The organism is Cupriavidus sp. 8B (assembly GCF_054589115.1).
Genome location: NZ_BAAILO010000080.1, coordinates 1 through 25,012, shown reverse-complemented (window position 1 = coordinate 25,012; position 25,012 = coordinate 1). Strand labels below are relative to the sequence as shown.

General features: G+C 63.0%; 22 protein-coding genes and 2 pseudogenes. 5 read left to right on the top strand and 19 right to left on the bottom strand.

The features are described 5' to 3' along the window. Positions 1 to 123 precede the first annotated feature (123 nt). Positions 124 to 294: a hypothetical protein gene (locus tag ACYP5B_RS07480; RefSeq protein WP_400098556.1), complete on the bottom strand. Its 171-nt coding sequence runs from the start codon at positions 292 to 294 to the stop codon at positions 124 to 126. 161 nt (positions 295 to 455) lie between these two features. On the opposite strand from ACYP5B_RS07480, the gene ACYP5B_RS07475 reads away from it, so the two are divergent. From ACYP5B_RS07475 to ACYP5B_RS07465, 3 genes and pseudogenes are all read left to right on the top strand, one after another. After that, entirely contained in the window at positions 456 to 785 is a 330-nt protein-coding gene (locus tag ACYP5B_RS07475; protein ID WP_459569158.1) for a hypothetical protein, read from the top strand. 222 nt (positions 786 to 1,007) lie between these two features. Continuing rightward, on the top strand, positions 1,008 to 1,340 hold the full coding sequence (locus tag ACYP5B_RS07470; protein WP_459569172.1) for a hypothetical protein: 333 nt from the start codon (positions 1,008 to 1,010) through the stop codon (positions 1,338 to 1,340). Then, positions 1,264 to 1,456 (top strand): annotated as a pseudogene (locus ACYP5B_RS07465) (nuclear transport factor 2 family protein); the annotation flags it as partial. The gene ACYP5B_RS07470 and the pseudogene ACYP5B_RS07465, both read left to right, overlap by 77 nt. Positions 1,457 to 1,664: 208 nt before the next feature. Here ACYP5B_RS07465 and ACYP5B_RS07460 read toward each other — a convergent pair. The 8 genes from ACYP5B_RS07460 to ACYP5B_RS07425 all read right to left on the bottom strand — a co-directional run bounded on the left by ACYP5B_RS07460 (position 1,665) and on the right by ACYP5B_RS07425 (position 10,759). Beyond that, complete coding sequence (locus ACYP5B_RS07460; protein ID WP_459569157.1) at positions 1,665 to 2,906, bottom strand: adenylate/guanylate cyclase domain-containing protein; 1,242 nt, start codon at positions 2,904 to 2,906, stop codon at positions 1,665 to 1,667. A 218-nt stretch (positions 2,907 to 3,124) separates the two neighbouring features. Further along, entirely contained in the window at positions 3,125 to 4,069 is a 945-nt protein-coding gene (locus ACYP5B_RS07455) for a SphA family protein (protein WP_459569156.1), read from the bottom strand. Positions 4,070 to 4,111: 42 nt separating this feature from the next. Beyond that, positions 4,112 to 4,891, bottom strand: coding sequence for a cyclase family protein (locus tag ACYP5B_RS07450; protein WP_459569155.1), 780 nt, complete (start codon positions 4,889 to 4,891; stop codon positions 4,112 to 4,114). A gap of 27 nt (positions 4,892 to 4,918) precedes the next feature. Beyond that, positions 4,919 to 6,517, bottom strand: a complete 1,599-nt coding sequence (locus tag ACYP5B_RS07445) for a phytoene desaturase family protein (protein ID WP_459569153.1) — start codon at positions 6,515 to 6,517, stop codon at positions 4,919 to 4,921. A 99-nt stretch (positions 6,518 to 6,616) separates the two neighbouring features. After that, the gene (locus ACYP5B_RS07440) at positions 6,617 to 7,141 is read right to left on the bottom strand and encodes a flavin reductase family protein (protein ID WP_459569151.1); all 525 of its coding nucleotides are present in this window, start codon (positions 7,139 to 7,141) and stop codon (positions 6,617 to 6,619) included. Between the two features lie 74 nt (positions 7,142 to 7,215). Then, positions 7,216 to 8,505: a styrene monooxygenase/indole monooxygenase family protein gene (locus ACYP5B_RS07435; RefSeq protein WP_459569150.1), complete on the bottom strand. Its 1,290-nt coding sequence runs from the start codon at positions 8,503 to 8,505 to the stop codon at positions 7,216 to 7,218. Positions 8,506 to 8,585: 80 nt separating this feature from the next. After that, positions 8,586 to 9,374 (bottom strand): SDR family oxidoreductase, encoded by a 789-nt coding sequence (locus ACYP5B_RS07430; protein WP_459569149.1) that lies wholly within the window; start codon positions 9,372 to 9,374, stop codon positions 8,586 to 8,588. A 305-nt stretch (positions 9,375 to 9,679) separates the two neighbouring features. Continuing rightward, positions 9,680 to 10,759, bottom strand: coding sequence for an AraC family transcriptional regulator (locus ACYP5B_RS07425; protein ID WP_459569148.1), 1,080 nt, complete (start codon positions 10,757 to 10,759; stop codon positions 9,680 to 9,682). 208 nt (positions 10,760 to 10,967) lie between these two features. On the opposite strand from ACYP5B_RS07425, the gene ACYP5B_RS07420 reads away from it, so the two are divergent. After that, positions 10,968 to 11,426 (top strand): MarR family winged helix-turn-helix transcriptional regulator, encoded by a 459-nt coding sequence (locus ACYP5B_RS07420; RefSeq protein WP_459569147.1) that lies wholly within the window; start codon positions 10,968 to 10,970, stop codon positions 11,424 to 11,426. 15 nt (positions 11,427 to 11,441) lie between these two features. Here the strand turns inward: ACYP5B_RS07420 and ACYP5B_RS07415 are convergent, their stop codons facing one another. From ACYP5B_RS07415 to ACYP5B_RS07370, 10 genes are all read right to left on the bottom strand, one after another. Beyond that, positions 11,442 to 12,059: a flavin reductase family protein gene (locus tag ACYP5B_RS07415; protein WP_459569146.1), complete on the bottom strand. Its 618-nt coding sequence runs from the start codon at positions 12,057 to 12,059 to the stop codon at positions 11,442 to 11,444. Positions 12,060 to 12,118: 59 nt separating this feature from the next. Beyond that, positions 12,119 to 12,889, bottom strand: coding sequence for a maleate cis-trans isomerase family protein (locus ACYP5B_RS07410; protein ID WP_459569145.1), 771 nt, complete (start codon positions 12,887 to 12,889; stop codon positions 12,119 to 12,121). Continuing rightward, positions 12,890 to 13,924, bottom strand: a complete 1,035-nt coding sequence (locus ACYP5B_RS07405) for a carbon-nitrogen hydrolase family protein (protein ID WP_459569144.1) — start codon at positions 13,922 to 13,924, stop codon at positions 12,890 to 12,892. It abuts the gene before it with no gap. 52 nt (positions 13,925 to 13,976) lie between these two features. Next, positions 13,977 to 14,888, bottom strand: a complete 912-nt coding sequence (locus tag ACYP5B_RS07400) for a fumarylacetoacetate hydrolase family protein (RefSeq protein ID WP_115212354.1) — start codon at positions 14,886 to 14,888, stop codon at positions 13,977 to 13,979. A 70-nt stretch (positions 14,889 to 14,958) separates the two neighbouring features. Continuing rightward, positions 14,959 to 16,083 (bottom strand): cupin domain-containing protein, encoded by a 1,125-nt coding sequence (locus ACYP5B_RS07395; protein ID WP_459569143.1) that lies wholly within the window; start codon positions 16,081 to 16,083, stop codon positions 14,959 to 14,961. Positions 16,084 to 16,124: 41 nt separating this feature from the next. Next, the gene (locus tag ACYP5B_RS07390; protein WP_459569142.1) at positions 16,125 to 18,452 is read right to left on the bottom strand and encodes a bifunctional salicylyl-CoA 5-hydroxylase/oxidoreductase; all 2,328 of its coding nucleotides are present in this window, start codon (positions 18,450 to 18,452) and stop codon (positions 16,125 to 16,127) included. A 62-nt stretch (positions 18,453 to 18,514) separates the two neighbouring features. Further along, positions 18,515 to 18,970 (bottom strand): acyl-CoA thioesterase, encoded by a 456-nt coding sequence (locus tag ACYP5B_RS07385; protein ID WP_459569141.1) that lies wholly within the window; start codon positions 18,968 to 18,970, stop codon positions 18,515 to 18,517. 37 nt (positions 18,971 to 19,007) lie between these two features. Then, positions 19,008 to 20,468: an indolepyruvate oxidoreductase subunit beta family protein gene (locus ACYP5B_RS07380; RefSeq protein ID WP_459569171.1), complete on the bottom strand. Its 1,461-nt coding sequence runs from the start codon at positions 20,466 to 20,468 to the stop codon at positions 19,008 to 19,010. A gap of 79 nt (positions 20,469 to 20,547) precedes the next feature. Then, a complete protein-coding gene (locus ACYP5B_RS07375; protein WP_459569140.1) occupies positions 20,548 to 22,743 on the bottom strand; it encodes a thiamine pyrophosphate-dependent enzyme in 2,196 nt (731 codons plus the stop codon). 167 nt (positions 22,744 to 22,910) lie between these two features. Then, entirely contained in the window at positions 22,911 to 24,248 is a 1,338-nt protein-coding gene (locus ACYP5B_RS07370) for an MFS transporter (protein ID WP_459569139.1), read from the bottom strand. Between the two features lie 436 nt (positions 24,249 to 24,684). Here ACYP5B_RS07370 and ACYP5B_RS07365 point away from each other — a divergent pair. Then, positions 24,685 to 24,912: pseudogene (locus ACYP5B_RS07365) on the top strand (IS66 family transposase); the annotation flags it as partial. Positions 24,913 to 25,012: the final 100 nt, after the last annotated feature.

Here is a 25,012-nt window from a genome sequence, read left to right as displayed (position 1 = left end):
ATTGGGGCGTGGCCGGACCCAACACTGAGGCTACGAACAACACAAAACGGCCGAGCGCGCAGAAGTCGATCGCGCTCGCCTGGGGCGTCGGCCGGGAGGGTCGATAGGAAGTACTTCAATGGGTCAGCGTCCCCAGCAGGCCACTCGATTAGCAGCCACCGCCGCTGGTGCTACCTCCACATCGCAGAAGGCACACGCAAACCATTCAAACTTTGTGCCGTTGCGCAAGTATTCATCTTTGAGATCAAAGGCGCTCCATTCGTCGCCATGGTTGTTCTTTGCTAGTTCACTCATTTTTTGTCATCAACTTGGGATGCCGCATCGTACAAACCAGCGGAACAGGAAGACTAACGACGCCGGTGGAAAATTCTTTAGGCGCTCGCGCGAAGAATCCGCTCGTATGCTGCAGCAGTGCTGCCCGATCCATCGCAGGCGTTCTGCAAAATGCTGTACTTGTGGCCAACGGCTATTGCCGGCGGGCGCTCAACATGTTGCGCACGCTGCGGTTGCCCTTGCTGCGAGAGGATGCCACCTCCGGACAGCGCGAGGCGCTGCTGTCCGACGCCCTTTGCGTGGCCGTCGGCATGGCCAAGGCGGCCCGGAAGCCGCTGGTGGCGGAAGACCTGCACTTCAGTGCGAAGAAAAAGGCCTTGACGCAGGCCAGGCCTCGCGGCGCCCGTATGCTCTCGGGCTTGCTCTATGCCAAATACCGACAGCAGCTGGAGGCGAAGTGCTTCCGGACTGGTGGTAAGCGAGTCGCCAGCACCGTCTGTACCGTTCAGTAGAGTGGCGCCAAAGTAGTTCCCATCAAATAGTGATGGGAACTACTTTGTCACAGTCACAGGAAGTACCAATTGCCGGCAGTCGCAAAGGCCGGCCGAACCGCATCCGCCTTAGCTTTGAGATCTGCAGATTTAGCTGCTCGATCTCCATGGAGCGGACCGCCAAGGCCCGTTCCGATGCCGGTATTGGCAAACGGAGGGAGGTGCGCTGGGCGGCGGTAACGATTGCAGCGGCATGTGCCGGCCGGGGCGGCAGGCATTCCGTTTGCCACCAATCGGCCGCAGACTTGGCAATTCAGCTCGGATTTCACGGAGCCTTACAGCTCGTTTGGCCAGAACCTGCAATGGAACAACGACACACGCACCTGGGACAGCCAAGGATACCGCGTGGCGAGTGCGGGCACCGACACCTTCGTCGGGCTGTCGTCGCTGCTACGCTACCGGAAGATCGACGGGCATGCCGAACATGGGCTTCAACGCCAGCCACGGCACCACGGCCGCTGGTGCAGCGTGGCGCGCGGGCGTGACACACGCGGGGCGCTGGTGCGATGCGTTTGAGATTCGCGATTTCAGGGATTCAGCGTTGCTATATCTACCTTGACCCGGACTATGCTGGCGAAGACACCGGGCGCCACCCTTGGCTGCAGAAGGAGAAGAGCAGCGGGCAGCGATAAAGGCCGGCTCACACAAATGGCCCCAGACTAAGACCGTATCGGCTGGGCAGCGCGGCCGGTGCGGGGCCTTGTCGGGCAGTGGTTGACGATTCTCAGTTTCGCAACGATTCGAATCATTCCAGGTACGTTGCCGCGCAACAGACAGTACGACACGCGTTGAGGCGGGTTCGGAGATGTTGGGATCGATGTGTCTCGCGATGAAACGATGCTACCGTGATACCGGTGCGCACCGGCCAGTCAGAAACCAAGTATGCACTGCACCGATACCTTTCGCGACGATGATGCCACGATCCTCAAACAGAAAGGCCCCGCCCAACAGATTGCGCGTTGCGTCGGTAACCTGCACCCTTCCAGCCAAACTATGGGACTCCATCCGGCTTGCGGTGTTTACTGTATCGCCCCATAAATCGTAGATGAACTTGCGCTTGCCGATGACGCCGGCCACCACTGAACCACTATTGATGCCCACTCGCATCTGGAGGCTATAGCCGGTGCGTCGATTGAACAGGGTGAGCGCGTCTATCATGTCCAGTGCCATGTCGGCAGCTCGGACAGCATGGTCAGAAACCGGTTGCGGTAGCCCCGCTGCTGCCATGTAAGCATCCCCGATCGTCTTGATCTTCTCAAGCCCGCGCCGGTCGGCGATGGTATCGAATTCGGTGAAGATCTCGTTGAGCACTGCGACCAGGCATTCGGCGCTCATGGCCGCCGAGAAACGCGTGAACGCCACGATGTCCGCAAACAAGACCGTCACTGCGGGAAAGCTGTCGGCTATGATTTCTGGGATGCTGTTGGCTACGATTTCCGGACGTGCCTTCAGTCGTTCAGCGATCGGGTAGGGCAGCAGGTTCAAAAGCAGCCGCTCCGAGAGCTCTTGCTCAACCGTGAGTCTGTCGTAAAGATTCTGCAGTTCATCGCGCTGACGGCAGATCAGATCCCAGCTCGCTTGAAGCTCCTCGTTCTTTCGCGCAAGCGCTGCCTCGGTGCGCTTCTTTTCCGTGATGTTGCGCCCTTCAGGCAGTAGGAACACCACGTTGCCATCCGAATCTCTAATAGGTAATAGCGAGAAGTCGACAATGATCGTCTCCTCGCCCCTCTTTTGGCCGTATACCTCGAAGTCACCGCGGACGAACTCGCCTTGGCTTGCGCGCCGGATCAGCTGTTGCAAGACGCGCTGGGTCTCCGGAGAGATGACCCACCATCTGGCCTCCCAGAATGGCATTCCGCGAATGTCATCCATTTGAATGCCGATTCCCTCGAGCGCTGCGCGATTGATCTCGAGCATCTTGCCGTCGACGTCTAGCAGGCCGACGAACTGGTACATTGCGTCCAGCATGATGCTTGCAAGCTTGGCTCGCTGGGTTTGGAAGTCGTCGTGTGCGGAGAGCGTTACATCTCGCACCCGAATTTCCGGGCTGGCCGAGAACAGCTGGCGGCTAATAAGGATCATGCTTCACCTCTTCCGCTCCGCCGCAAACTCATATAGGAGTCAGCCTAATGGGCTGGCTTTCGAAGGCAGGGCTTTTGCTATTGGAGCATATCTACAACGGCGCGGCACGCCTTGACCGGCAGGCCACGTTGCCGTTCGCACCGAGGCGAAAATCAGCGCCGCCTTCTCGCATGGCTACAGAAGCACAGCACAGGGCCCGCTCTCGCGGGCCCATTCCGTCAGAAAGCGGTGACCACCTTGAACCAGAATTTGTCGCCGCCAAACCGGTTCTTGGCATACGCTTCATGCTGCCATTGGGCGATGAAACTAGATCCCTTGGCGTTGGTGTAGGAGACGCTAGGGCCGATAGCCAGCACCTCGCCGCGACGGCCACGGCTCCACACGCCAGGCACTTCTGGCACCACGGCGCCATTGAACTTGTCGTCCGTGACCTGTTTCAGGTAGTACCCGCTCAAGCCGACAGTCCACGGGCCGATGTGCTTGCCCAGGGCGTAATCGACGTGCAATTCCTGTCCGGACTGGTAGCTTCCTGTCATGCCGCCGAAGTTGGAGTCCTTGTTCTTCCCCTTAATGTTGTACATGAATTTGGCAGAGATTTCCCAGCCACTCTGGTTCAGCCAGGTGAATGCCGCAACTGGCTCGAAGGCCCAGTAGTTCGCGCCGATGCTGGCCCTGGGATCATTCTGGTCGTAGCGGCCCGTGGGCGCGTAGATGTCCAGACCCGTCGTGACATGCCAGTTCGCACCATGCCAGCCGAGCACTATCGGGTCGATCGTGATGTCACCCAAGCCGGTGGCGTTGCGACGGCCGCCCATCTGGGGCAAATTCATGGACTGGTAGACGAGCGGAACGATGGCCTGCATGCCCCAGCTCGCGCCAAGAAGCGTGATGTTGGTGACCTTCACCACCCGCAACGCGTCGAACCAGGCGTCAACCTTTGCAGGATTGCCAGCGATGTTTGCGTTGTCGCCGTTGCCGTCTTTGAGCTTACCGCCGTAATAGCCGGTGTAGTTGAGGAAATAGGTGCCAGGCGGGGGCAAAGCTCCCGACATCCAGCTTTCAGCTCCATTGGGATACTGGTCTGCGCCCTCCTTTGCGAGGGCCTGATTGCCGACTAGCGCAAGCGAACCGGCCAGCATGGCCGAGATTGCTCGATTCTTCACTTCGTTCTCCTCCTTTGTGGTTATGGGCGGGTTAGCGGAGTATCAGCCGGGAATAAGAGCCAGGACGCGAAGCGGGCTGCCGGAACCGTCCTTGATCTTCAGCGGGGCAGCGACAATCAATGCACCCTGCGGCGGGAGTTGGTCGAGATTGGTCAGGCATTGCAGACCGTAGCGGTTGTTGCCATGCATGAGGTAGTGGCACGGGAACGGGAACTCCCAGCCATAGGACTGGCCCGCGTCGGTGCCAATTGCTTCGACGCCAAATCCATGGACATCGCGCTCTTCAATCATCCACTGGACGACGCCCAGGTCAGGGCCAGGTGTGTGCATGCCGTCGTCACGCGCATTCAGGTACGCCTCGGGACTATTGCGCTTGGACCAGTCGGTGCGCATCAGGACCCAGGAGCGCGGAGGGATGCGGCCATGCCGTGCTTCCCAGGCTTTGACGGCGTTGACAGTGAGCAAGTAGTCCGGGTCTTCTGCAGCCTCCCTCGAGCAGTCGATGACGCAGGCGGTGGCGAAGAATTTTTCGGCAGGGATGGTGTCGGTCGTATTGTCCGGCAAGTCCTTACCAGAGATCCAATGGACTGGTGCGTCGAAGTGGGTCCCGGTATGTTCGCCGCAGGAGAAGTTATTCCAGTACCAGTTCGGTCCGCGATCGTCGTAGCGCGAGATGGTTTCTTGCCGGAAAGGCCAGGTCTGGCCCATCTCCGGAGGCAACGAGATAGTTGGAAATTCAGAACTCAAGGTCTGCGTCAGGTCCACCACACGGATGCGGCCGGACAGCAGGTCTGCTGCAAAGTTGGCGAGGCTGTTGCTCATGGTTGTTGTCTCCTGTGGTTGCTTCACTTATGAGTTAGATTTCGCCCGTTTCTTTGCGAGCGCATTTGCGACGTGGTAACCGGAGGTACCGCCAAGACCGGGGCCTGGATGGGTCGAGGCGCCGATGTGGTGCAGATGTTTAACCGGGGTAGCGTGATCCTTGACGCCAGGGACCGGACGCCAGAACATGAACTGGTCGATGCTGCATTCGCCGGAATAGGGATCACCGCCGACGAGGTTGACGTTCATCGACTCAAGATCCGCCGGGGAGAGGACCGTACGCCCGACGACGCTCGCCTTGAGATTTGGAACTTGGCGAGCAATGCGGTCGATAATCCGGTCGGCGTAGCGCTCACGGAGTTCGGCGGTCCAGCGACCATCCGCGGGAACAGCGATCTCTCCAAGAGCATCGCCTTTGACTTGACGCGGACACTCCGGAACCTGAATCCAGAGCACCCAGCCTCCGGCCGGGCTTCTGGAAGGGTCAACAGCGCAAGGCTGGGCAACGCAAATCGTGCCTTCGGCTGGAAGCAGGCCTCGCTCGGCTTCGCTGACTGCCCTGGAGACACCGTCTAGACCCGAGGTAAGGTGCAGGTAGATGACGTCGCGCAGATGTTTTTGGGGCCAGTCCGGAGGGGCGGACAGCGCCAAATGGATCTGCATGTTCCCCTTGCCGTAGCGGTACTCGGCTGCCTGCTGACGTAGGCCAGGGGGAACGTGCTCAGCGGCCAGTAGCTTTCCGTAAAGCTGGCCGGGCGTGACGTTGCAGATGATCTCCTTGCCCATGAAAACGCGGTTGTCCCGCGTCCTTACGCCGCGCGCCGAGCCGCCCTCGACCAGGATGTCCTCGACGTCGGCATTAACGTGGAAGGCACCACCCCGGCTCTCGATGATTCTGCGGAAGGCGTCGACAGTACGGGCATTGCCTCCTTGGACGATAGGCAGGCCAACCGCCTCCAGCGTGAAGGCGACTACTTTTCCCATCAATGCAGACATGGCGCTTTCCGGGCCAAGGCCTGTATGCAGTACCCAAGGCGCGAGCAGCGCCTGGACCAAGTCGGATTTGACCCGGGTCTCCAGCCAGCTGCGGCAACTCATCAGGGCAGGGGAAAAGAAGGCGACGGTGTCATGCACGCCTTGTTTCCACAGGCGGCCGGCCACGGTCTTTGCAACACCGGCACTCCACAGTTCGTTGCCCAGCAGCGAGAACACCAGGCCGGCGTTTTGCTCGACCTCTTGCATGGCGGACTGAAAGGCATCACCGTCGCCGCTTGCCAGCGAATTGAATATGCTGACATTGCGCTCACGGGACGTGCTCAGAATCAGCGAACGGTTATCGGGCAACAGTACGCCAGTGGGCGTACCGTTATTGCGGTAGCTGAGTCCTGCCTGATGAAGTTCATCCTTCAGCTCCGCGTAGCCCGGCGACGTGACAAACAGCGGATGAGCCGTGGACAACGTGTCGTGGAGATAGCCCGGTGCATTCAGGGCCTCTGTGCGAATGCATCCGCCCAGCGTGCTATTGCGTTCCAGCACGCAGACACGCTTGCCGCGTCTGGCTAGAACGGCAGCGCAGACGAGCGAATTGATACCGCTGCCGATAATGACGGCGTCATACGTACTCATTGGAGTATCCCGGGGGAAAGGATAGAGAGACGGGCAAATACGTTCGGTCGCGGCGTTGGCCAGCTTCCTTTAGACGGATTGCCGTGTGCGGTACCGGAATTAGGTCGCGGCGACGTATTCGGCGCGGATCAGCTCGGAAAGCTCCGTAAGAGCGTTGGCGGTACGGGCGTAGTTTCCCTTGTAGAAGAGCAGGGATTCCCGATCCGATGAGTCAAAATGCTGGACCTCGCCCAGGAAGATGAGGTGATCGCCGCCGTCATACTGATGCGTGTTGCGGCATTGGAATACCGCTGCGCAACCTGACAGTACAGGCGAGCCATCGATGCCATCCGTGCAGGGGATGCCCGAGAACTTGCCTTCCGCGCCTCGTGCGAAGCGGTTGGAGACATGTTCCTGGTCGGCTGCCAGGACGTGGATCACGAAACTCCCGGTCTTCTGGAATGCCTCGAGGCTGTAGGACTTCTTGGCGAGGCTCCACAGCACCAGGCGAGGCTCCAGCGATACCGAGCTGAAACTATTCACGGTCACGCCCCAGGGCTCTCCGTCGGGGGTGCGCGTTGTGACGATGGTTACGCCCGTGGCAAAGCGGCCGAGGGCATTCCGAAATTCGCGAGCGTCTGTCATGGCTGTCTCCTGTCGCCTGCTCAACCGTTGCACGGTGAGCAGGCTGCTTGCTTTCGTGTGGGTGTTTTTTTGCCTCAGGCGGCCTTGGACTGCGACTCTTCAGCGATCCAGGCCTCGGTGGCTTCCTCGTTGAACCAGTAGCTGCCATAGTCGCGCGGATCGTTGAATCCGTTGGCGATGCGCTGGGCGATGCGCGGCGCGTGCTGCGCTGTGGCCAGCAGTTTGACGATGTGGTCTGGCGGCGGGAACAGCAAGGAATTTGTCCAGCGGATGACCGGTTCGGCATAGCCTTCGTAAAGGCCGTCGAAGGTCTGCTGCATCCATGCCTTATCGAAGGGCTTGTCCCCATGGCGCAGGATGGCCTCGAAATAGTGCAGGGCGCCCTTGGTGGCGTTGTTCGAGCCCTGGCCGGTGATCGGGTCGTTGACCATGACCGCGTCGCCGAGCCCCATTACAAACCGGCCGGAAGGCAGGGAAAGGGTAGGGTTGCGCACGGTCGGGGTGACGCGTCCGCTCAGGATCCCATTGGCATCGGTAAGTCGTACATTGGCACAGCGCTCGCTTTCCCACGGCAGGTAGTCGCGCAGGATGCCTAGGCAGACATCCAGATGCTGGTCGGCGGACTTGACGTCTGCCCAACGGTCCATCGGGCCGCCAGGAATGGCTTCGAAGACCATGATGTCGCAGGCTTGCGTTTCGCAACTGCCCTGGGTGGTGAGGGCCGGGAAGACAAAGTACTCGCCGATGCCGGGAATCAAATTAAAGTTGACGCACTCAAACGGACCACTGCGCTGCATGCCCGTCACGTAAGCCAGTGCCAACTGGCGTTGGGGATGACGAACAGGCGAGCGTGCATCATTGCGTGTCAGCAGATTGACGATCTCTCCCTTGCCACCGGCCAGGAGAACAAGATCATGACTTTCGGCCAAGGCTTCAAGCTGGGGAATCTCGACATTTTCGATACGTAGAATGCCGCCACGGCTTTCGAACTCCGCCATCCAGCCTGGCATCTTTACACGTTGATCGACAGACTGTGCGTAGGCATTCAAGCGGGCACGCCAGTGGATGGCCATTTCGCCCTTGCCGTCGTCGGTAGGGATGGTCAGGCCGATGCCGTCCACCGTGGGGCACTGCCTTTCCCATTGATTCATCCGGAAATTGCGCTCGATCTGGAGTGCTTGGTCGAAGATGCACTGGGACGACATCACTTTGCCGCCCCATACCTCGTCAGCGGTGCGGTTTGTCACTAGCGTGACCTCATAGCCTTGATCCAGCAGGCCGCACCCGAGCAGTAGCCCTGCCTGGCCCGCGCCAACAATCGCAATTTTGCGCGGCGTGATTTTGTCGATGGAATGGGGGATCATGTGTCTCTCCTGTGGGATTGTCTTGTGTGCAATTAACTTCGTGCCGGGCGAACCGAGGTCGCCCAGAATCACCGGCCGGTCTATGTCGTCAGCCGGTTGATGGCTGCTTGCCGACCCTCGGGGCCGAGGGCGCCGTATCCGCCGTCACATGCATAGTCGGCGCCGGTAACAAAGGCGGAAGCATCTGACAGGAGGAAGCGAACCACTTGCGCGACTTCTTCTGGCTTGCCGAGCCGGCCGAGTGGGTGAAAATCTGCGGCGATACCGTCGGCTTTCGCCTTGTCGCCGCCGCTCAGCGCGCTGATGACGGAGGACCACGTCCAGCCCGGCGAGACGGAGTTGACTCGAATGTTGTCCGGGGCTAGATCCAATGCGGCGCTACGTGTGAATTGCTGCATCGCTGCCTTGGTAATCGGGTACAGCCAGCGCCCCGACTGCGCCACGCCCGCGGAGATCGAGGCAAAGTTGACGACCGCTCCGCCGCCGCGCTTTTTCATCTCCGGCACGCACGCCTTCAGCATCATCGCCGCGCCGACGACATTGACGTTGTAGGACTCCAGCCACTGCTCGCGTGTGGAATCGGCACCGTTATCCACGTAGGTGCAGGCGCAGTTGACGAGCAGGTCGATGCCACGGAAGGTCTCCATGGTGTCGGCGATACAGGCAGCGACGTCGGCATCGCTGGTCACGTCCACGGCCACATAGCGGCAGCGCTCCGGATGCCGCTCGGCAACATTGCGGCCGCCTTGCTGGTCGATGTCGACGACAACGACGTTGGCGCCAGCCGAGACCAGGGCCGATACCACGGCCTCGCCAATCATCGTCGCGCCCCCGGTCACGATTGCCGTCTTGCCTTCGATTCCTTGCATGTCCGTCTCCACTTGTTGTATTGGCTCGCATGTAGCCATGTGAAACGTAGTTTGGTGTAGCGGTGATGACGCTGCTATCCACAATCCGCCGGCCAATATCCAGATAACGAGCCGTCACTGGCGGACCGGGAAAAGGAGGCGGTGGAATCAGGAAAGGGTGGGGCGGTAGCCTTGCCGGATGGCCGGGCGTGTAGGTATCCAATCACCCGCGAGCGCGGGCTGGCGTTGTTGTATCAACGACTGCAAGGCAGTGAAACAGGTCGATGCCGCAGGGGTATCGCGAGGTCTAGAGAGCCCGCTGGTTTTCAAGGCCCGGGGTCGCTGACATGGCGCTCCGCTGCACCCCTGCGCAGGGTCGCAGACGGAGAAACGCCGAAGCGCTTCTTGTAGTAGGCCGCAAACCGGCCGAGATGTGTAAAGCCAAAGCGATATGCAATATCCGTGATGGAGGCCTGCTCCGCTCCGGCGGCAGCAATCAACGCTTGTCGGACGCAGTCCAGTCTGGCATCCCGCAGATAGGCTAACGGCGTCGTATTGAGATGGCGGCGAAAGCCTTCTTCCAGCGCCCGGATGCTCACGCAGGCGACTTGCGCTAGGTCGGCGACGGTCAGCGGTGTGTCGGCATTCGCGCGGACATAATCTATCACCCGCTGCATATGACGTGGCCTGGCGGGCTCGGCGCTGCGCGCAAGGAGATAGGTGTGAGTGTGCGGTTGAAGCAGCAGCAGCGTCCGCAGCAGGTAGTCCTCCATCGACGCCACCGCGGCCGGAAACTGGAGCCAGTTGGTGCCGTGCTGGTCGATATTCCTGGTAAGGTCGAGTACGGCCTGGCTCCATGGACTCGAAAGTCCAGCGTGCTGGGGCAGCGCCGGATCGAATGAAAGGGGCCCGCTGGGATCGCGCCCAGTCAGCAATGCGAAACGTTGCTCGATTGCTTCCTTCTGGATCCAGAGCAAGACTTGCGCACAATCCTCGTGCCAGTGCATTCGGGTTGGGGTGTCTGGACTCAGCAGGCTGGCTGTGCGGACGTCAGAAAGTATCTGCTGCGGCCCACACTGGATTTCAGCATGGCCCGCAACCGGGATCTGGGCGAGATAGAAGTGCTTTAGGCAGCCAGGGTCGATCTCTACATGGGCGCCGTAGGCAAGGAAGTTGATGGCGGTCTCATGCAGCCGCACCAGATTGTGCTGGACGTGCAATTGCTGTAATGCACCGACCACGCGCAACTCATGCGGGCAAAAGACCGCAGCGATCTTGCCCTGGGCCTCCTCCACATCCTCGGAGCGAAAGGAGGGGTACTTCGCCAGCATGCCTCGTGGCGCGCAGTTGTCGTCACTCGCCGGAGAAGACGGTATTTCGGTGGGTGACTGGGGGGCGGTCTGCATCGTCTCACTCCTGCAGCATTGCAGCGTGTCTGGCTCGCCGGCGAAGCGAGGGAGGCCGCGCAATCAGTTACTTTATACCTAAACTTCCTGTGCACGCCAAGAAGGCGGTCGGGCTGCCAGGCCTGCCTCGCCGTGGACGAACTCTCCCGCCGTGGTATGTTCTCCCCGTCACGCGGCCGACGAAGCCGCTACCCGCCCACCGGACCGCATGAACCAGCCCATCGACACCGCCGCCGACGATTTCGTCGACAACTACACTCCCGCCCTGCTGGCGCAGGCCAGCCAGCTGATCTCGGGAGAATTCCACGTGATCGTGCAAGCCAATGGTTTCACCATCTCAGACTGGCGCGTCCTGTCTACGCTGTCCGGCGGCAAGCCAATCAGCATCGGGGAGCTGGCGCAGATCTCGGTAACCAAGCAGCCCACCGTGACGCGCCTGCTCGACCGCATGGAGGCGCAAGGCTACGTCAAGCGCATCCCGCACGAGACCGACCGGCGCATCACGCTGGTGCGCATCACGCCCCGCGGGCAAAAGCTGACCTCCAGCCTGATCGCACAGGCCCGGGCCCATGAGGACCACGTGCTGGCGCCGCTCGGCAAGAAAAAGGCCGACGAGCTGCGCGCCACGCTGAAGCTGCTGATCCACCTGCACAGCCCTGCCAACTGAGACCAGGTCCGCGCATCAGGCCGGCCGGCGCATCTGGAACAGCGTCGATTTGCTGACCTCATAGTAGTCGGCCGGGCCGCCACCGCGCAGGATGGGGCGAGCAGCGGCGGTGTCATAGACACCGTCCGGCAGCAAGGCCCGGTCGATATGCACGCCGACTACCTCGCCCAGCACCATCCATGTCTCGAGCATGGCGCCGTCGGCCTGGTTCAGTTGCATGACTTTGGTCGTGCGGCATTCGAACGAGACTGGACTTTCCTGCACGCGGGGCGCCGACACCAGCCGCGACGGAGCCGGAGTCAGGCCCGCCAGGCCGAATTCGTCGACCTCGGGCGCCACGCCGGCGCTGGTCACGTTCATGCGCTCGGCCAGCGGGCGCGTCACCAGGTTCCAGACAAAGTCGCCGGTGTCCTCGACGTTGCGCACGGTGTCCTTGTAGCCGACGCTGGAGAACGCCACAACCGGTGGGGTGTAGTTGAAGACGTTGAAGAACGCGTAGGGCGCCAGGTTGGCGCGCCTGGCCTTGTCCACCGTCGAAATCCAGCCGATCGGGCGCGGCCCGACAATGGCGGCCAGCGGATCGTGCCGAAGCCCGTGGCCGCGCGTGGGCTCGTAGAAGTGAATGTCGTCCATGTGCGTGTGCGAAACGTCGTCCCCGCTCGGTCAGGGACGACGAAAGCGTGGGATGGCGCTCAGTACTTGCCGCTCAGCAGCTCGCCGCAACCGGCGACCTCGGTGCGCAGGTCGAGCTTGCGCAGCATCTGCCAGGTGGTGGCCACGGCGGCCGATACGGTCGGGATGCCCGACTCGTCCTGGACCTTCTGGATCGACGGCAGCGACTGCATCTGCACGCAGGCCGACAGCACGATGGCGTCGACGCCGGTGGTGTCGATGCGCTTGTAGATCTCCAGCAGGTAGGCCGGATCCTGCGCGGCGACCTGCAGGTTGTCGGGGATCTCCAGCGCGGTGTAGTCCTTGACCTCGATGCCTTCGCTCTCGATGTAGTCGACCACCATCTTCGTCAGCGGCTTCATGTACGGGCACACCACCGAGACGCGCTTCGCGCCCATGGCGTGCAGGCCGTCCACCAGCGCGCCGGCGCTGGTCACCACCGGTGCGGGGTTACCGTTGTCGACGGTGCGCTGCGTCAGGCGCGTCTCGGAGACGCGGTGATAGCCCTTGCCCATGCTCATGATGGCCACCAGGCAGGCATAGCCCAGCACGTTCACGCGTGCGTCGGACAGCTCGATGGCGCAGCGGTCGCTGTCGCGGTCCATCGCCTCCAGCTCCTCCTTCACCACTTTCTTCATGCGCATGCGGCTGGAGTGGAAGGTGAAGCGCTCGGCAAAGTCCTTTTCACGTTCGCGCAACATGGCGGGGATTTCCGTCTCCATGGTGGTATTGGAAGACGGCACGATCTGCCCGATGCGCAGCGGCTTCTGGGGTGTCAGCAGGAAAGACATTTACTTGCTCTCGGAAAGGTCGAATGCGTTGAGTTCCGCTTCCTCGGCGTCGAGGTCGAAGGCCTGGCTGGCGCCGTCCAGGAACTGGGCGGCCTGCTGCGGCCGGCGGTCGACGCGCAGGTCGAAGATGTCGAAGCGGTTGTAGTGCCCGGTGATGTCGTGCATCTGGCGCGGCTGGATGCAGCGCGACAGATCGATGTCGGCGTAGACAATGCCTTCCACGTCGATCAGCGGCTCGCCTATCACGCGGCCGTCGGGGCCGAGGAAGCCGGAGAAGGCGCTGTTGCGGCGCGACAGCAGCTCGCGCGCCTTGGGGTTCAGCGGGCTCATCGCCTCGATGATTTCCTCTGACACGGTCGAGCACGACACCGCGGTGAACACCTTGCCCTCGAAGCAGTGGGCGGCGGCGCGCACCTTGATGGCCTCGGCCATGTCGTAGTCGGCCGGCGCCACCGGCAGCGCGATATAGCTGGCCACGTGCATCAGCTCGCCCTGCGACAGCAGCGAGAAGCGCGCCAGCGTGTTGGTGTTCTCGCCGCAGGCCAGCGAGCCGAGCGGGCCGACGCTGGTCTGGTGCACGCGCAGCGCCGAGGCGTCGCCGTTCGCCCAGGTCAGCTTCTCGGCCCAGGTCGGTACCAGCTTGCGGTGGCGGCCCAGGATGCGGCCTTCGTCGCTGATGGTCACCAGCGTATTGAAGAGGGTGCCGACGCCGGTGCGGCTGCGCTCGTTCACGCCAACGATCACGTTGATATGGTTGGCCTGCGCCGCCTGCGCGATCTTGCGGATCTCCGGGCCAGGGATCTCGATGGAAGCCTTGACCAGCCGCTCGAACCAGGGACTGGCGTCGACCGGGTTGGTCAACCAGCTCCAGTATGGGTAGCCGGCCACGAATACTTCGGGGAAGGCGACCAGGCTGGCGTCGTTGTCGGCGGCTTCCCCGATCAGCCGGCAGACCTTGTCGACCGTGGCGTCCGGATCGAGGAAGACGGGAGCGGCCTGTACGGCCGCAGCCTTGAACTTGGGCAGGTTGAGCATGTGTGTGCCTCGCTTGGAGCGGTCACCCCCGCTTGCGCGGGGAAGACGGGATTTAGACGGCCACCACGGGGTGGCGCAGCTCGCCGATGCCTTCCACCGTGGCCACCACGGTGTCGCCCGGCCACAGCCATTCCTGCGGCGTGCGGCCAGCGCCCACGCCATCCGGCGTGCCGGTGGCGATGATGTCGCCCGGCTCCAGCGCCATGCCCTTGCTGATGTCCGCGATCAGCGCAGGCACCTTGAACAACATGTGACGGGTGTTGGAGCTCTGCTTGGTCACGCCGTTGACGGTCAGCGACAGGTCCAGCGTGTGCGGGTCGGGGATCTCGTCGGCGGTGACGATGACCGGGCCGAACGGGGCATAGGTGTCCTGGCCCTTGGAATAGATCCACTGGCCGGCGCGGCGGCAGTCGCGCGCCGAGATGTCGATCATCACGCTGTAGCCGAACACGTAGTTGAGCGCGTCGGCTTCCTTTACGCCCTTGCCGCGCGTGCCGATGATGACGGCCAGCTCGACTTCCCAGTCCATCTGCTGGGTGATCTCTTTGTTGTGCTCGATGGCGTCGCCCGGGCCGATCACGGTGGTGGGCGGCTTGGAGAAGATCACCGGCTCCTTCGGCAGTTCCTTCGAGGTGTCCAGGCTGCGGCTGGATTCGGCGACGTGCTCGACGTAGTTCAGGCCGATGCCCCAGATGTTCTTGCGCGGACGCGGGATCGGCGCCAGCAGCTTGACGTTGGAAGCCGGCACGGCCACGCCGAACGGGAGCTTGCCGCGATATTCGTTCAGCAGCGCGCTAGTCGAGCGGACCGCTTCGGGGCCGAGGTCGATGAACTCGATCATGGTGGAGGGAATGTCCACGCCGACGGCGGTGCCGAAGCGGGCGAGGTCAACAACATTGCCGTCGACGATGGCGCCCAGGCGGGCGGCGGCAGCGACTTCAGCGCGATAGGTTACGAGACGCATGGTTTGATAACTCCGGAAAAGGCCGCAATCGGTGCGGGAGCACAACTTGGAAAACAGGTACTGCTGAGGTTTAAGGGACGACCTGATGCCCGCCGTTCTCCGCCAGCGCCTGCTCGCGATAAAGCCCGAGCGAATGCATCACCGGCAGGTCGTTGAAGCAGAACAGCACGGCGTCATCGCTGGCCGACGCGTTCGCGTGCTCGTGGAAGGCCCACGACGGCACGCAGAAGATGTCGCGCTCGGTCCATTCGAAGCGCTGGCCGTTGATGATCGAGTAGCCGCTGCCCTTGGCCACCTGGTAGATAAAGCTGCCGGTATGGCGGTGGGCCCTGGTGGCCTCGCCCGGGCGCAGCAGCTGCATGCTGGCGCCGATGGTCGGCATCACCGGGCCGCCGGTGACCGGATTGACGTAGTGCATCAGCACGCCGTCGAACGGGGTGCCATCGGTGACCTTGCTGTGGCGCACGAGTGCTTCGTAGGTCGGGGCCCATTCGTACTTGTACAGCGGCGAGTACGGCTTGCTCCAGTTGCCGTCGTGCGGACGCAGGCCCTTGCCGCCCCAGATCGCCGGCATGTCGTCGATCGGGTGTGTCATGGCCTGCTGCAGGTCCGGGTGCACGGCGTAGAACCCCGCTTCCATCGCATTGACCAGCGGGATGTCCAGGCCGTCCTGCCAGATGCAGGTGGTGCCTTCGGCGGCCACGCCATGTTCGTGCCAGGTGCCGTTGGGCGTCAGCACGAAGTCGTTGACGTTCAGCGTCATCTTGTGGCCGTCGACGATGGTGTACGCGCCGCTGCCTTCCATGATGAAGCGCAGCGCCGACGACGAGTGGGCGTGCGCGGACGCGGCCTCGCCGGGGTGCATCACCTGCAGGCCCGAATAGAGCCAGCCCACCGCTGCCGAGACATCCTGGCGGCCGGGGTTGTTCAGGTAGATCACGCGGCGGCCGGCCTTCTCCGGCGTCACCAGGTCGACCGAACGCAGCACGTGATCCCGCAGGTCGCGGTAGCGCCACAGCACCGGCACCGAATCGGACTTCGGCTGCCACGGTTCGATCTTGTTGGCGACGGTCCAGAGCGCGCCGGTCTTGAGCTGCCCCAGTTCCTTGTAGTAGGCGACCAGCTCGGGCGTATCTTCCACGTCGGCGCGGCCGGCTACGTTTTCGCGGTAGGTGTCATACGAGGTATTCGACATTGTCTTCCTCTCCGGTGAGTTCTTTCCTCATAGGGAAGCCGTCAGGCCCCCGCAGCCGCGCGCCCGAGGCTGCGCTCAAGTTGGTCCTTGGCCAGCAGGTATTGTTTCGGCCATGCGACGCGGTGGTAGCCAAGCTTCGCGGTTTCGCGCAGCAACCAGGACGGGTCGGCCAGGTGCGGACGAGAGATGGCGCACAGGTCGGCACGGCCCGACGCGATGATCCCGTTGACTTGGTCGGCTTCGGTAATGGCGCCGACGGCGATCGTCGGCACACCCGCCTCGTTGCGCACGCGGTCCGCGAAGGGAGTCTGGAACATGCGTCCGTACACCGGCTTCTGGTCGGGGCTGACTTCCCCCGAAGAGCAGTCGATCACGTCCGCACCGGCTTCTTTGAACAGGCGCGCCATTGCCACCGCGTCGTCGGCGCTGTTGCCGCCCTCGACCCAGTCAGTGGCAGAAATACGCACCGACACCGGCTTGTCCTGTGGCCATGCCGAGCGCACCGCGCGCAGCACTTCCAGCGGGAAGGCCATACGGTTTTCCAGCGAGCCGCCGTATTCGTCGCTGCGCTGGTTGGTTACAGGCGAGAGAAAGCTCGACAGCAGGTAGCCGTGGCCGGCCTGCAGTTCCAGCCAGTCAAAGCCGGCCGCCGCCGCGCGCCGGGCGGCGGCGACGAAGTCATCGCGCACGCGGTCCATCTCTGCGCGCGTCATGGCGCGCGGCGTCTGCGAAGCGCCCGGCAGGTACGGCAGTGCGGAGGCCGAGATCAGCGGCCAGTTGCCCTCGGCCAGCGGGTGGTCCATCTGCTCCCAGCCCAGCTGGGTCGAGCCGCGGCGGCCGGCGTGGCCGATCTGCACGCCGATGCGTGCGCTGGTGTGCTCGTGCACGAAGCCGACGATGCCGGCGAATGCCGCCGCCTGCTCGTGATTCCACAGGCCCGGGCAACCCTGCGTGATGCGGCCGTCCGGCGACACCGCCGTCATTTCCACCATCACCAGGCCGGCACCGCCCAATGCGCGGCTGCCAAGGTGCACCATGTGGAAGTCGCCCGGCACGCCGTCCTGGCAGGAATACATGGCGGTGGGCGATACCACCACGCGGTTCTTCAGTTCCACACCGCGCACGCTGTAGGGCGTCAGCATCGGCGGCACGGCGGCGGCATCCGTGCCGGCGCGTTCGGCCAGCCACGATTCGTAGTCTTCCAGCCAGGCCTTGTCGCGCACGCGTAGGTTCTCGTGCGAAATGCGCTGCGAGCGGGTCAGCAGCGAGTAGGCGAACTGCTCGGGCTCCAGCTCTTCATAGCGCCTGACGTTCTCGAACCATTCGGTCGAATTGCGCGCAGCGTTCTGGATCTTTAGCACTTCTACCGAGCGCACGGCTTCGTAGTGCTTCAGTGCATCCTCCAGCGAACCGTCGGTGTTGCGCAGGGTGCGCGCCAGCTCGATGGCATCTTCCAGCGCCAGCTTGGTGCCGGAGCCGATCGAGAAGTGCGCGGTGTGGGCGGCATCGCCCATCAACACCACGGGCACCTTCTTCTCCAGGCCACTGTCGCTGGACAGGTTGTTCCAGTGCACCCACTTCTCGCAGATCACGCGCGGGAACTGGATCCAGATCGCCGAGCCGCGCAGGTGGCCGGCGTTGCTGATCAGCGGGTTGCCATCCAGGTACGGGGCGAACAGCTTCTCGCAGTAGGCGATACCCTCTTCCTGGCTCATCTGGTCGATACCGGCGGCCTTCCAGGTTTGTTCCGGGGTCTCGACGATGAAGGTCGAGGTGCCGTCTTCGAAACGGTAGGCATGCGCCTGGAACCAGCCATGCTCGGTCGGCACGAAGATAAAGTTGAAGGCGTCGAACACCTTTTTCGTGCCCAGCCAGACAAAGCGGCAGTTGCGCGTGTCGATGTCCGGGCGGAAGGTGTCGGCATAGCGCTTGCGCACCAGGCTGTTGAGGCCGTCGGAAGCCAGCACCAGGTCGGCGTCGTACTTGCGCGCGATGGCCTGGTCGTCCTCGACGTAGTTCTCGAACACCAGTTCCACACCGACTTCCTCGCAACGCGCCTGCAGGATGTTCAGCAGCTTCTTGCGGCCGATGCCGATGAAGCCGTGGCCGCCGCTGCGCACCGCGCGGCCCTTGAAGTGGACTTCGACATCGTCCCAGCGGTTGAACGCATCGCCGATGGTCTCGGCCGAGACCGGGTCGGCCTCGCGCAGGTTGTCCATGGTGGCGTCGGAGAACACCACGCCCCAGCCGAAGGTGTCATAGGGGCGGTTGCGCTCGACCACCACGACCTTGTTGGCGGAATTCTGGAGTTTCATCAACAGGCCGAAATACAGGCCGGCGGGGCCACCGCCGATACATACAATGTTCATGGCTGCTTCCAATGAAGTTACTGCCGGAGCCTTCGGTACCCGCGCTGCGGGTACGTCGGCATTCAGACGGTGGTTTCGGGAATCGGCCGCTCTGCGGGGGCAGGGCCGTGTTCGATTGCGGCTCGCAGGTCGTCGGGCACCGGTATCGCCAGGTGCGTGTCCAGCGAGGTCATCACGATGGTCTGCGTGGCCGCCATGCGCAGTCCGCCATCTTCGCCAGTGCAGCGCCAGGCCAGCGTGATCGACTTGTCCCCAAGGCGCACCACTTCCAGCTCAAGCCAGACCTGGTCGCCAAAGCGGCTGATCGCCTTGAAGTCCACCTCCATGTGCACGGTCGGCATGCCCAGCCGGCGCGCGCCGATCACGCCGTGGTAGCCGTCCGGCAACAGGGCGTCGACCCAGCGTTCGATGAGGTCGTTGAACAGCACGAAGTACTGCGGGTAGAAGACGATGCCGGCCGGGTCGCATTCCGAGAAATGGATCTTGTGCCGGTTCCGGAAGGTATGCGTAGTGCTCATGGTCTGCGGTTCCTGCTATGGGGTTGGCTAGTGAAGGTCACGCCAGCGCGTGGCGGGCGAGGGCTTCCTTCAGCTTCTTGCCGTGCTCGTCGGCCAGCGCGGCCTCGCGCAACTCGCGCAGGGTGGCCGGGGCCAGGCGGGCACCCGCCCGCATCACGGCGTTCATCAGGGTCTGGTAGTTGGTCAGGCCGCGCACATGGGTGTCGCTGTAGCCTTTCACCAGCCGCTGGCACTGCACCACTTCCAGCGCCAGCGCCGGATTGAGGCGGGCGGCGGCCAGCACCTGGGCCAGCCAGCCTTCGATCCGCTCGGTTTCCAGCGCATAGCGCAGCGTGCTGCGGCGGATGCCGCGCAGGCGCGAGACCGCCCACAGCATCAGGTAGCCGCGCAGCGAGCTGGTGGTGACCACGCGGCCCGAGGTGGTGAAGCGGCGCACCAGCCGGTGTACGAAATGCGGCTTCATCAGCCAGCGGCCGAGCCCGGCCGGCAGCGTTTCGCAGATCTCTTCCAGGCGCGGGTGCATGAACTCATTGATTGCGAGCAGTTGCTTATCATCGGCCCGCACCTCGCCGCGCACGCGCTCGAAGCGGCTGCGGCGGGTCTTGAGATCGGCTACGCGGATGGTGTCCTCGTATGACATCCACAGGGCCAGATGGCGCGCGGTTTCGCGCAGGAGGACAAAGTCGTTCCTACCGACTGCCTGGCGCACGGCTGCCAGCCGGTCAAGGTAGAGGTCGGCGTAGGCCACGTCCTGGTAGTCGATCATGCGGCGCACGCCTTCCACCACTACATAGTGGGACTCCGCCGGTTGCTCGGAGCGGGCGCGACGCAGAACCTGTGCAACCTTGGCGTCTTGTGGCTTGAGTTCGCCCAAGAACCTTTCCGCCTCGGCACCTGGCGCATCGCCGATTTCTGCCTTGGTGAATGCCGCGTTGAAGGCGCGCAGGCTGGGTTTGACGCCAACGCCGCCGCGCTCGATGGTGGCTTCGAACTGCGCGCGACTGAAAGGCAGCACGCCGGTGCCTGCTAGTGCGCCGAACAGTACGGCGCTGATGACACTGCCACTGGCTTCGGCCGCCTGTGCCATATCGAAGCGTACGAAGCGCTTGGCCGCCTTTCCGGCATGGGCGATAAGTTCGTTGCTGTCGACGCGGCCGTCGCCCATTGCGGATTTCTCGGCGATGGAGTAGACGCGGTGGGTGGAAGACACCAGTGTGGTGCGCTCCGGCGTCACCAACCCGCGCTGCACGGCGCGACCGGCTTCCATCAGTTCGGAGGCGAGTACCACATCGACGTCGCCAGGTGTCGGCATCAGTGCCAGGACTGGCATGCGGCCGGCACGCTCGGCCACCTCGCGCGGAAACAGTTCGACGTAATAGATGGTGGCGCCAGTACGCTGGGCCACGCCGGGTACGGAAGTAGTCTGCGCGACGTAGCCGTTGTGCTCGGCGAGATCCACGATCCAGTCGGCCAGTACACCGCCGCCTTCGCCACCCATGGCGAGGACAGCGATCTTGATTGGTTTTGCGGTGAGGTTGTTGGGTGCGTTCACGATTGAACCTCTTGAATCTTGGTGTTCAGAATGCAAGGTGGGCGCGGCGCACGGCATCGCGCTTCTGCAGGAAGCCGATCACGGCGTCGCGCAGGCGCTGTCGCAGCTTGTCCGTTCGGGTCGGGTTGGTGACGATCTGCGCGCGGTAGAACGACGGGCACAGCACCGCGGCGTGCGAGACCTCGCCGCACAGGCCGCAGCCCACGCAGCTATCGAGCACGGAGGCGACCGGGTCGGTGCGCAGCGCGTCCGGGTTCGGCTTGATCGTCAGCGACGGGCAGCCCGACAGGCGGATGCACGAGTGGTCGCCGGTGCAGGTGTCCGAATCCACGCCGAAGCGCTCGCGCACCACACGCTGGCCGTCGGCAATCGCCTTGCGGGTCTTGGGCTTTTCGCGGCGCTGCTTGTTCAGCATGCACTCGCTCTGCGCGATCAGCACCTTGGGGCCCTTGGCACCGGTGGTCAGCGCTTCCTTGAGCGTGGCCTTCATGGCCTTCAGGTCATAGGTGCGGCGGATGGTGCGCACCCACTTGACGCCCACGCCGCGCACGGCATCCTCGATAGCATGGCCGGTGCTGCGCGTGTCGTTGTGTGCGGTGGACGAGAGGATGTCCTGCCCGCCGGTGGCCGACGTGTAGCTGTTGTCGACCACGATGGTCAGGTTATCGCTCTTGTTGAACACCGCGTTGGCGACGCCGCTGGTCAGGCCGTTGTGCCAGAAGCCGCCGTCGCCCATCACCGAGATGGCGCGCTTGCCCGCCGGCGCGTTCAGCGCCGCGGCACTGGCACCGCCCAGGCCATAGCCCATGGTGGTGTTACCCAGGTTGAACGGCGGCAGAATCGAGAACAGATGGCAACCAATGTCGGCGCTCACATGGTGCTCGCCGATCTCCCGCTCGACCAGCTTCATCGCAGTGAAGATCGGGCGCTCCGGGCAGCCGGTGCAGAAGCCGGGCGGGCGCGCATGCACGCTCTCGTCGACCAGTTTCTGCGGCTCCAGCACTTCAGCGGCAACGGCATCGACGGTGGCGGCCGGTGCCTGCACCAGCGGGATCACCTTGCGCGCCGGCTTCGGCTCGGGCTGCGGCTCGATCTTGCCGTACTGCTCCAGGAAGGCGCGCAGCCCCTTGAGCACCGTGGCCGTGTTGTACTCGCCGGCCAGCGGCAGCAGGTCCTTGCCATGCAGCGTGGCAGTGGTGCCAGCCATGCGCAGGATGTTGGCGGCGTTCTGCTCGACAAAGCTGGGCTGGCCTTCTTCCAGCACCAGTACGGCGCGCTTGCCCGCGCAGAAGCGTTCCCACTCCGATTCGATCAGCGGGTAGGCCACATTCATCACGTACAGGGGGACCTTCGACTCGCCGAACACGTCGGCCAGACCAAGCTGTTCCAGTGCGCGGATCAGCGTGTTGTAGCTGCCGCCTTGCACGGCGATGCCGATGTCATCCATCTCGCCCTGGAAGAACTCATTGAGCTGGCGCTCCTCTACGAACTTCACGGCGGCGGGCCAGCGCTGTTTGATCTTCTCGTGCTCGTGCACGAAGCTCGCTGGGGGCAGCACGATGCGGCTGAGATCGCGCGTGGGATGGTCCAGCGCGTCCTGGATCGAGAAGCGGCTGCGGCGGTTGTCGGAGGCGACGAACTGGCCATGTACGTGGCACGAGCGCACGCGCAGCTGGAGCATCACCGGTGTATTGGAAGCTTCGGACAAGTCGAAGCCGTCCTTCACCGCCTGCACGATGCATGGCAGGTTGGGGCGCGGATCGAGCAGCCACATCTGCGACTTCATCGCGAACGCGTGGCTGCGCTCCTGCATGATCGAGGAACCTTCGCCGTAGTCTTCGCCGACGATAATCAGCGCGCCGCCGGTGACGCCGCCAGAAGCCAGGTTGGCCAGCGCGTCCGACGCCACGTTGGTGCCTACGGTGGCCTTGAACGTTACCGCGCCGCGCAGCGGATAGTTGACCGAGGCGGCCAGCGACGCAGCCGCGGTGGCTTCGCTCGCGCTGTTCTCGAACCGGATGCCATGCTCTGCAAGGATGTCCTGCGCATCTGCCAGCACGTCCATCAGGTGCGAGATCGGCGAGCCCTGGTAGCCGGCCACGTAGGCGACGCCGGATTCCAGCAGCGCCTTGGTGACCGCGAGGATGCCTTCACCGCTGAATACCTCGCCGGAACCCAGGCGCAACTTCTTGACTTCTTCGACAAACGAACGCTCAGCCATGGCTTTTCTTCCTGATGCTCAAGTTAGGGCGGTAAGCGCGCACCGCGCCGGCTCCCTGTTGAGAAAAATATAGTTTAAGCATAAATAGTTCCAAAATCATATATATGCGCGGAGCTCGAGGTTACTGGGACGGCTTGCGTGGAAGCCGACGCCCCGCCTCAGGCGATTTATGCGTTGCTTCGCGGGCCAGTGCGAGCCACGACGACTGGTTCCCGTGCCGATGGCAGTAGCGCCACAGCCAGCGCAGCGGCAAGGCCGGCAACGGAGAACGTGATGAAGTTCCAGCCGAAACTCAGGTTTGAGCCGGCCACGTAGCCGCCGACAAGCGGGCCGCTCATGGCGCCGAATCGCGCGAAGCTCAGGGCCCATCCAGTTGCCGCGGCCCGTGCGTGTGCCGGGTAGTAACCGGCCAGGTAGCCGGTAAGAATCAAGGATGCCGAGACGCTGCCCACGCCTGCCAGCGCGACCAGGAGGTAGTTGACGGCAACGGAGCTGCGGAACATCAGCGCGCCGATGGCGAGAGCGCCGATCAGGTAGAAGAGCACGACGGTGCCACGGGCGCCCATCCTGTCCGCCGCGCTGCCAAGGAAGAGGCCGCCCACCGCAGAAGCAAGGCTGAAGATAACCAGGAAGGAAAGGCTGGAGCCGAGGTCGTAGCCATTCTTGCGCATGATGGTCGGCAGCCACGTATTGAGGCCGTAGACCAGCAGCAAGCCGAAGAACAGTGCGATCCAGAAGCACGCTGTCGCGCGTAGTTGGTTGCGGGAGAACATGCTAGACATCACGTCGCGCCAGGTGGCGCGGGCGGCGCTGTTGGCGGGCCGGGCTTGTGACGGCAGCCGGCCATGACCAGTGCGATCGGCCAATGCCTGCGCTTCATCGATCCGACCTTGCCCCACCAGGTATTCCAGCGACTCGGGGAGCAGCCACGCCATTAGCGGTATCAACACCATGGGCACGGCACCCAGGCCAATCACGCCACGCCAGCCAAGATTCGGCAACAGCCACATCGCGATGAGGGCTGCGCAAAGGATGCCGACCGAATACCCCGAGTACATCAACCCATAGTTGAAGCTGCGGCGATGCGGCGGCGAGTACTCGATGGTCAATGCGGCGGCGACCGGAATGACGCCGCCGAGTCCGAGCCCGCCCATAAATCGCAAGACGCCGAAGATGCCGGGCGTCGGCGCGTAGGATGCACCCAGCATGGTCAGCGAGAACAAGGAAACGCAGAGCAGCAGCATGCGGCGGCGGCCTATCATCTCGCTTAGCGTGCCAATCAAGAAGGCGCCAAAGAACATGCCGACCAGGGCATAGCTGCTAAGGGCACCGAGTTCCAGCGGCGTCAGGTTCCAGTAGCGGTCGTCGGCGAGCGCGGGCAGTACCGCTCCCATGACGCCGACGTCATAGCCTTCAAAGAGGATCGCAAGAAAGCATACGAAAAGTACCGTAAAGGTCGTGCGAGAAGTGGGGTGCCAGGGTTGAGCGCTACTAGCTGGGGTCATTGCCTGTCTCCTGATGGGGGGCGGATATGGAACCGGAGAAGCCGCCAGGGAACGTGTCTCGCGCGATCGTCGCCACGCGCTCGTTGTTGTTTCACATAGTTTAAGCATAAACATATGATTTTGGAAATAATTTTTTTGGGCGGGCGAGGGTGATCTGGTCGGCACCTCGGCGGGGGAGGCGACCGGTCACCGCGCCGGCGAAGCCGCGCATCGCCTGCTTGAACTGTTGCTACAGCGCCGCCAGCGGGTCGTGCTTATTGCCTGCCATTCTTCGACCCTCCGGGCAGACGCAGGCCGCGTGCGTCCACGATCGGCAGCACCGTGTCGCGGAAGTACGGGAACTTCTTCACTTAGTCGACGAACGACAGCGTCGTGCCCTTAAAGCCAGCTTCGGCCAATGCGCAGATGCGGTTGGCCACCTGCTCGGGCGTGCCCACTCGAGCGCCTTGGCAAGCTGTTCGCCATCGAAGCACAAACGCAAGGCATGACGCTGGAGCAACGGCAGCGGGTTCGTGCCGAGCAGAGCCAGCCGCTGCTCAAGGAGCTTGAGGCAATGCTCTTGCTGCACCTACGCTCCGTGCTGCCACAAAGCCTGTTCGGCAAGGCATTGCACTACTTGCACGGGCAATGGCCCAAGCTTGTGCGCTACATCGGGAATGGTGCGTAGCTGTTGAGGATCGCTAATTCCACTAGCGGTGACCGCTATATCCGCTAGCAATCACATGGATGTAAACCATTGATTTATATGGAGAAACGGTCGTTCA

Excerpts from the sequence above, each read along its gene's own strand:
- ACYP5B_RS07390 (WP_459569142.1), bottom strand. The coding sequence starts at position 18,452 with ATGAACATTGTATGTATCGGCGGTGGCCCCGCCGGCCTGTATTTCGGC.
- ACYP5B_RS07460 (WP_459569157.1), bottom strand. The coding sequence starts at position 2,906 with ATGATCCTTATTAGCCGCCAGCTGTTCTCGGCCAGCCCGGAAATTCGG.
- ACYP5B_RS07425 (WP_459569148.1), bottom strand. The coding sequence starts at position 10,759 with ATGCAGACCGCCCCCCAGTCACCCACCGAAATACCGTCTTCTCCGGCG.
- ACYP5B_RS07370 (WP_459569139.1), bottom strand. The coding sequence starts at position 24,248 with ATGACCCCAGCTAGTAGCGCTCAACCCTGGCACCCCACTTCTCGCACG.
- ACYP5B_RS07375 (WP_459569140.1), bottom strand. The coding sequence starts at position 22,743 with ATGGCTGAGCGTTCGTTTGTCGAAGAAGTCAAGAAGTTGCGCCTGGGT.
- ACYP5B_RS07395 (WP_459569143.1), bottom strand. The coding sequence starts at position 16,083 with ATGTCGAATACCTCGTATGACACCTACCGCGAAAACGTAGCCGGCCGC.
- ACYP5B_RS07430 (WP_459569149.1), bottom strand. The coding sequence starts at position 9,374 with ATGCAAGGAATCGAAGGCAAGACGGCAATCGTGACCGGGGGCGCGACG.
- ACYP5B_RS07400 (WP_115212354.1), bottom strand. The coding sequence starts at position 14,888 with ATGCGTCTCGTAACCTATCGCGCTGAAGTCGCTGCCGCCGCCCGCCTG.
- ACYP5B_RS07450 (WP_459569155.1), bottom strand. The coding sequence starts at position 4,891 with ATGAGCAACAGCCTCGCCAACTTTGCAGCAGACCTGCTGTCCGGCCGC.
- ACYP5B_RS07385 (WP_459569141.1), bottom strand. The coding sequence starts at position 18,970 with ATGAGCACTACGCATACCTTCCGGAACCGGCACAAGATCCATTTCTCG.
- ACYP5B_RS07405 (WP_459569144.1), bottom strand. The coding sequence starts at position 13,924 with ATGCTCAACCTGCCCAAGTTCAAGGCTGCGGCCGTACAGGCCGCTCCC.
- ACYP5B_RS07440 (WP_459569151.1), bottom strand. The coding sequence starts at position 7,141 with ATGACAGACGCTCGCGAATTTCGGAATGCCCTCGGCCGCTTTGCCACG.
- ACYP5B_RS07480 (WP_400098556.1), bottom strand. The coding sequence starts at position 294 with ATGAGTGAACTAGCAAAGAACAACCATGGCGACGAATGGAGCGCCTTT.
- ACYP5B_RS07380 (WP_459569171.1), bottom strand. The coding sequence starts at position 20,468 with ATGGGTGGCGAAGGCGGCGGTGTACTGGCCGACTGGATCGTGGATCTC.
- ACYP5B_RS07410 (WP_459569145.1), bottom strand. The coding sequence starts at position 12,889 with ATGTCTTTCCTGCTGACACCCCAGAAGCCGCTGCGCATCGGGCAGATC.
- ACYP5B_RS07420 (WP_459569147.1), top strand. The coding sequence starts at position 10,968 with ATGAACCAGCCCATCGACACCGCCGCCGACGATTTCGTCGACAACTAC.
- ACYP5B_RS07435 (WP_459569150.1), bottom strand. The coding sequence starts at position 8,505 with ATGATCCCCCATTCCATCGACAAAATCACGCCGCGCAAAATTGCGATT.
- ACYP5B_RS07415 (WP_459569146.1), bottom strand. The coding sequence starts at position 12,059 with ATGGACGACATTCACTTCTACGAGCCCACGCGCGGCCACGGGCTTCGG.
- ACYP5B_RS07445 (WP_459569153.1), bottom strand. The coding sequence starts at position 6,517 with ATGAGTACGTATGACGCCGTCATTATCGGCAGCGGTATCAATTCGCTC.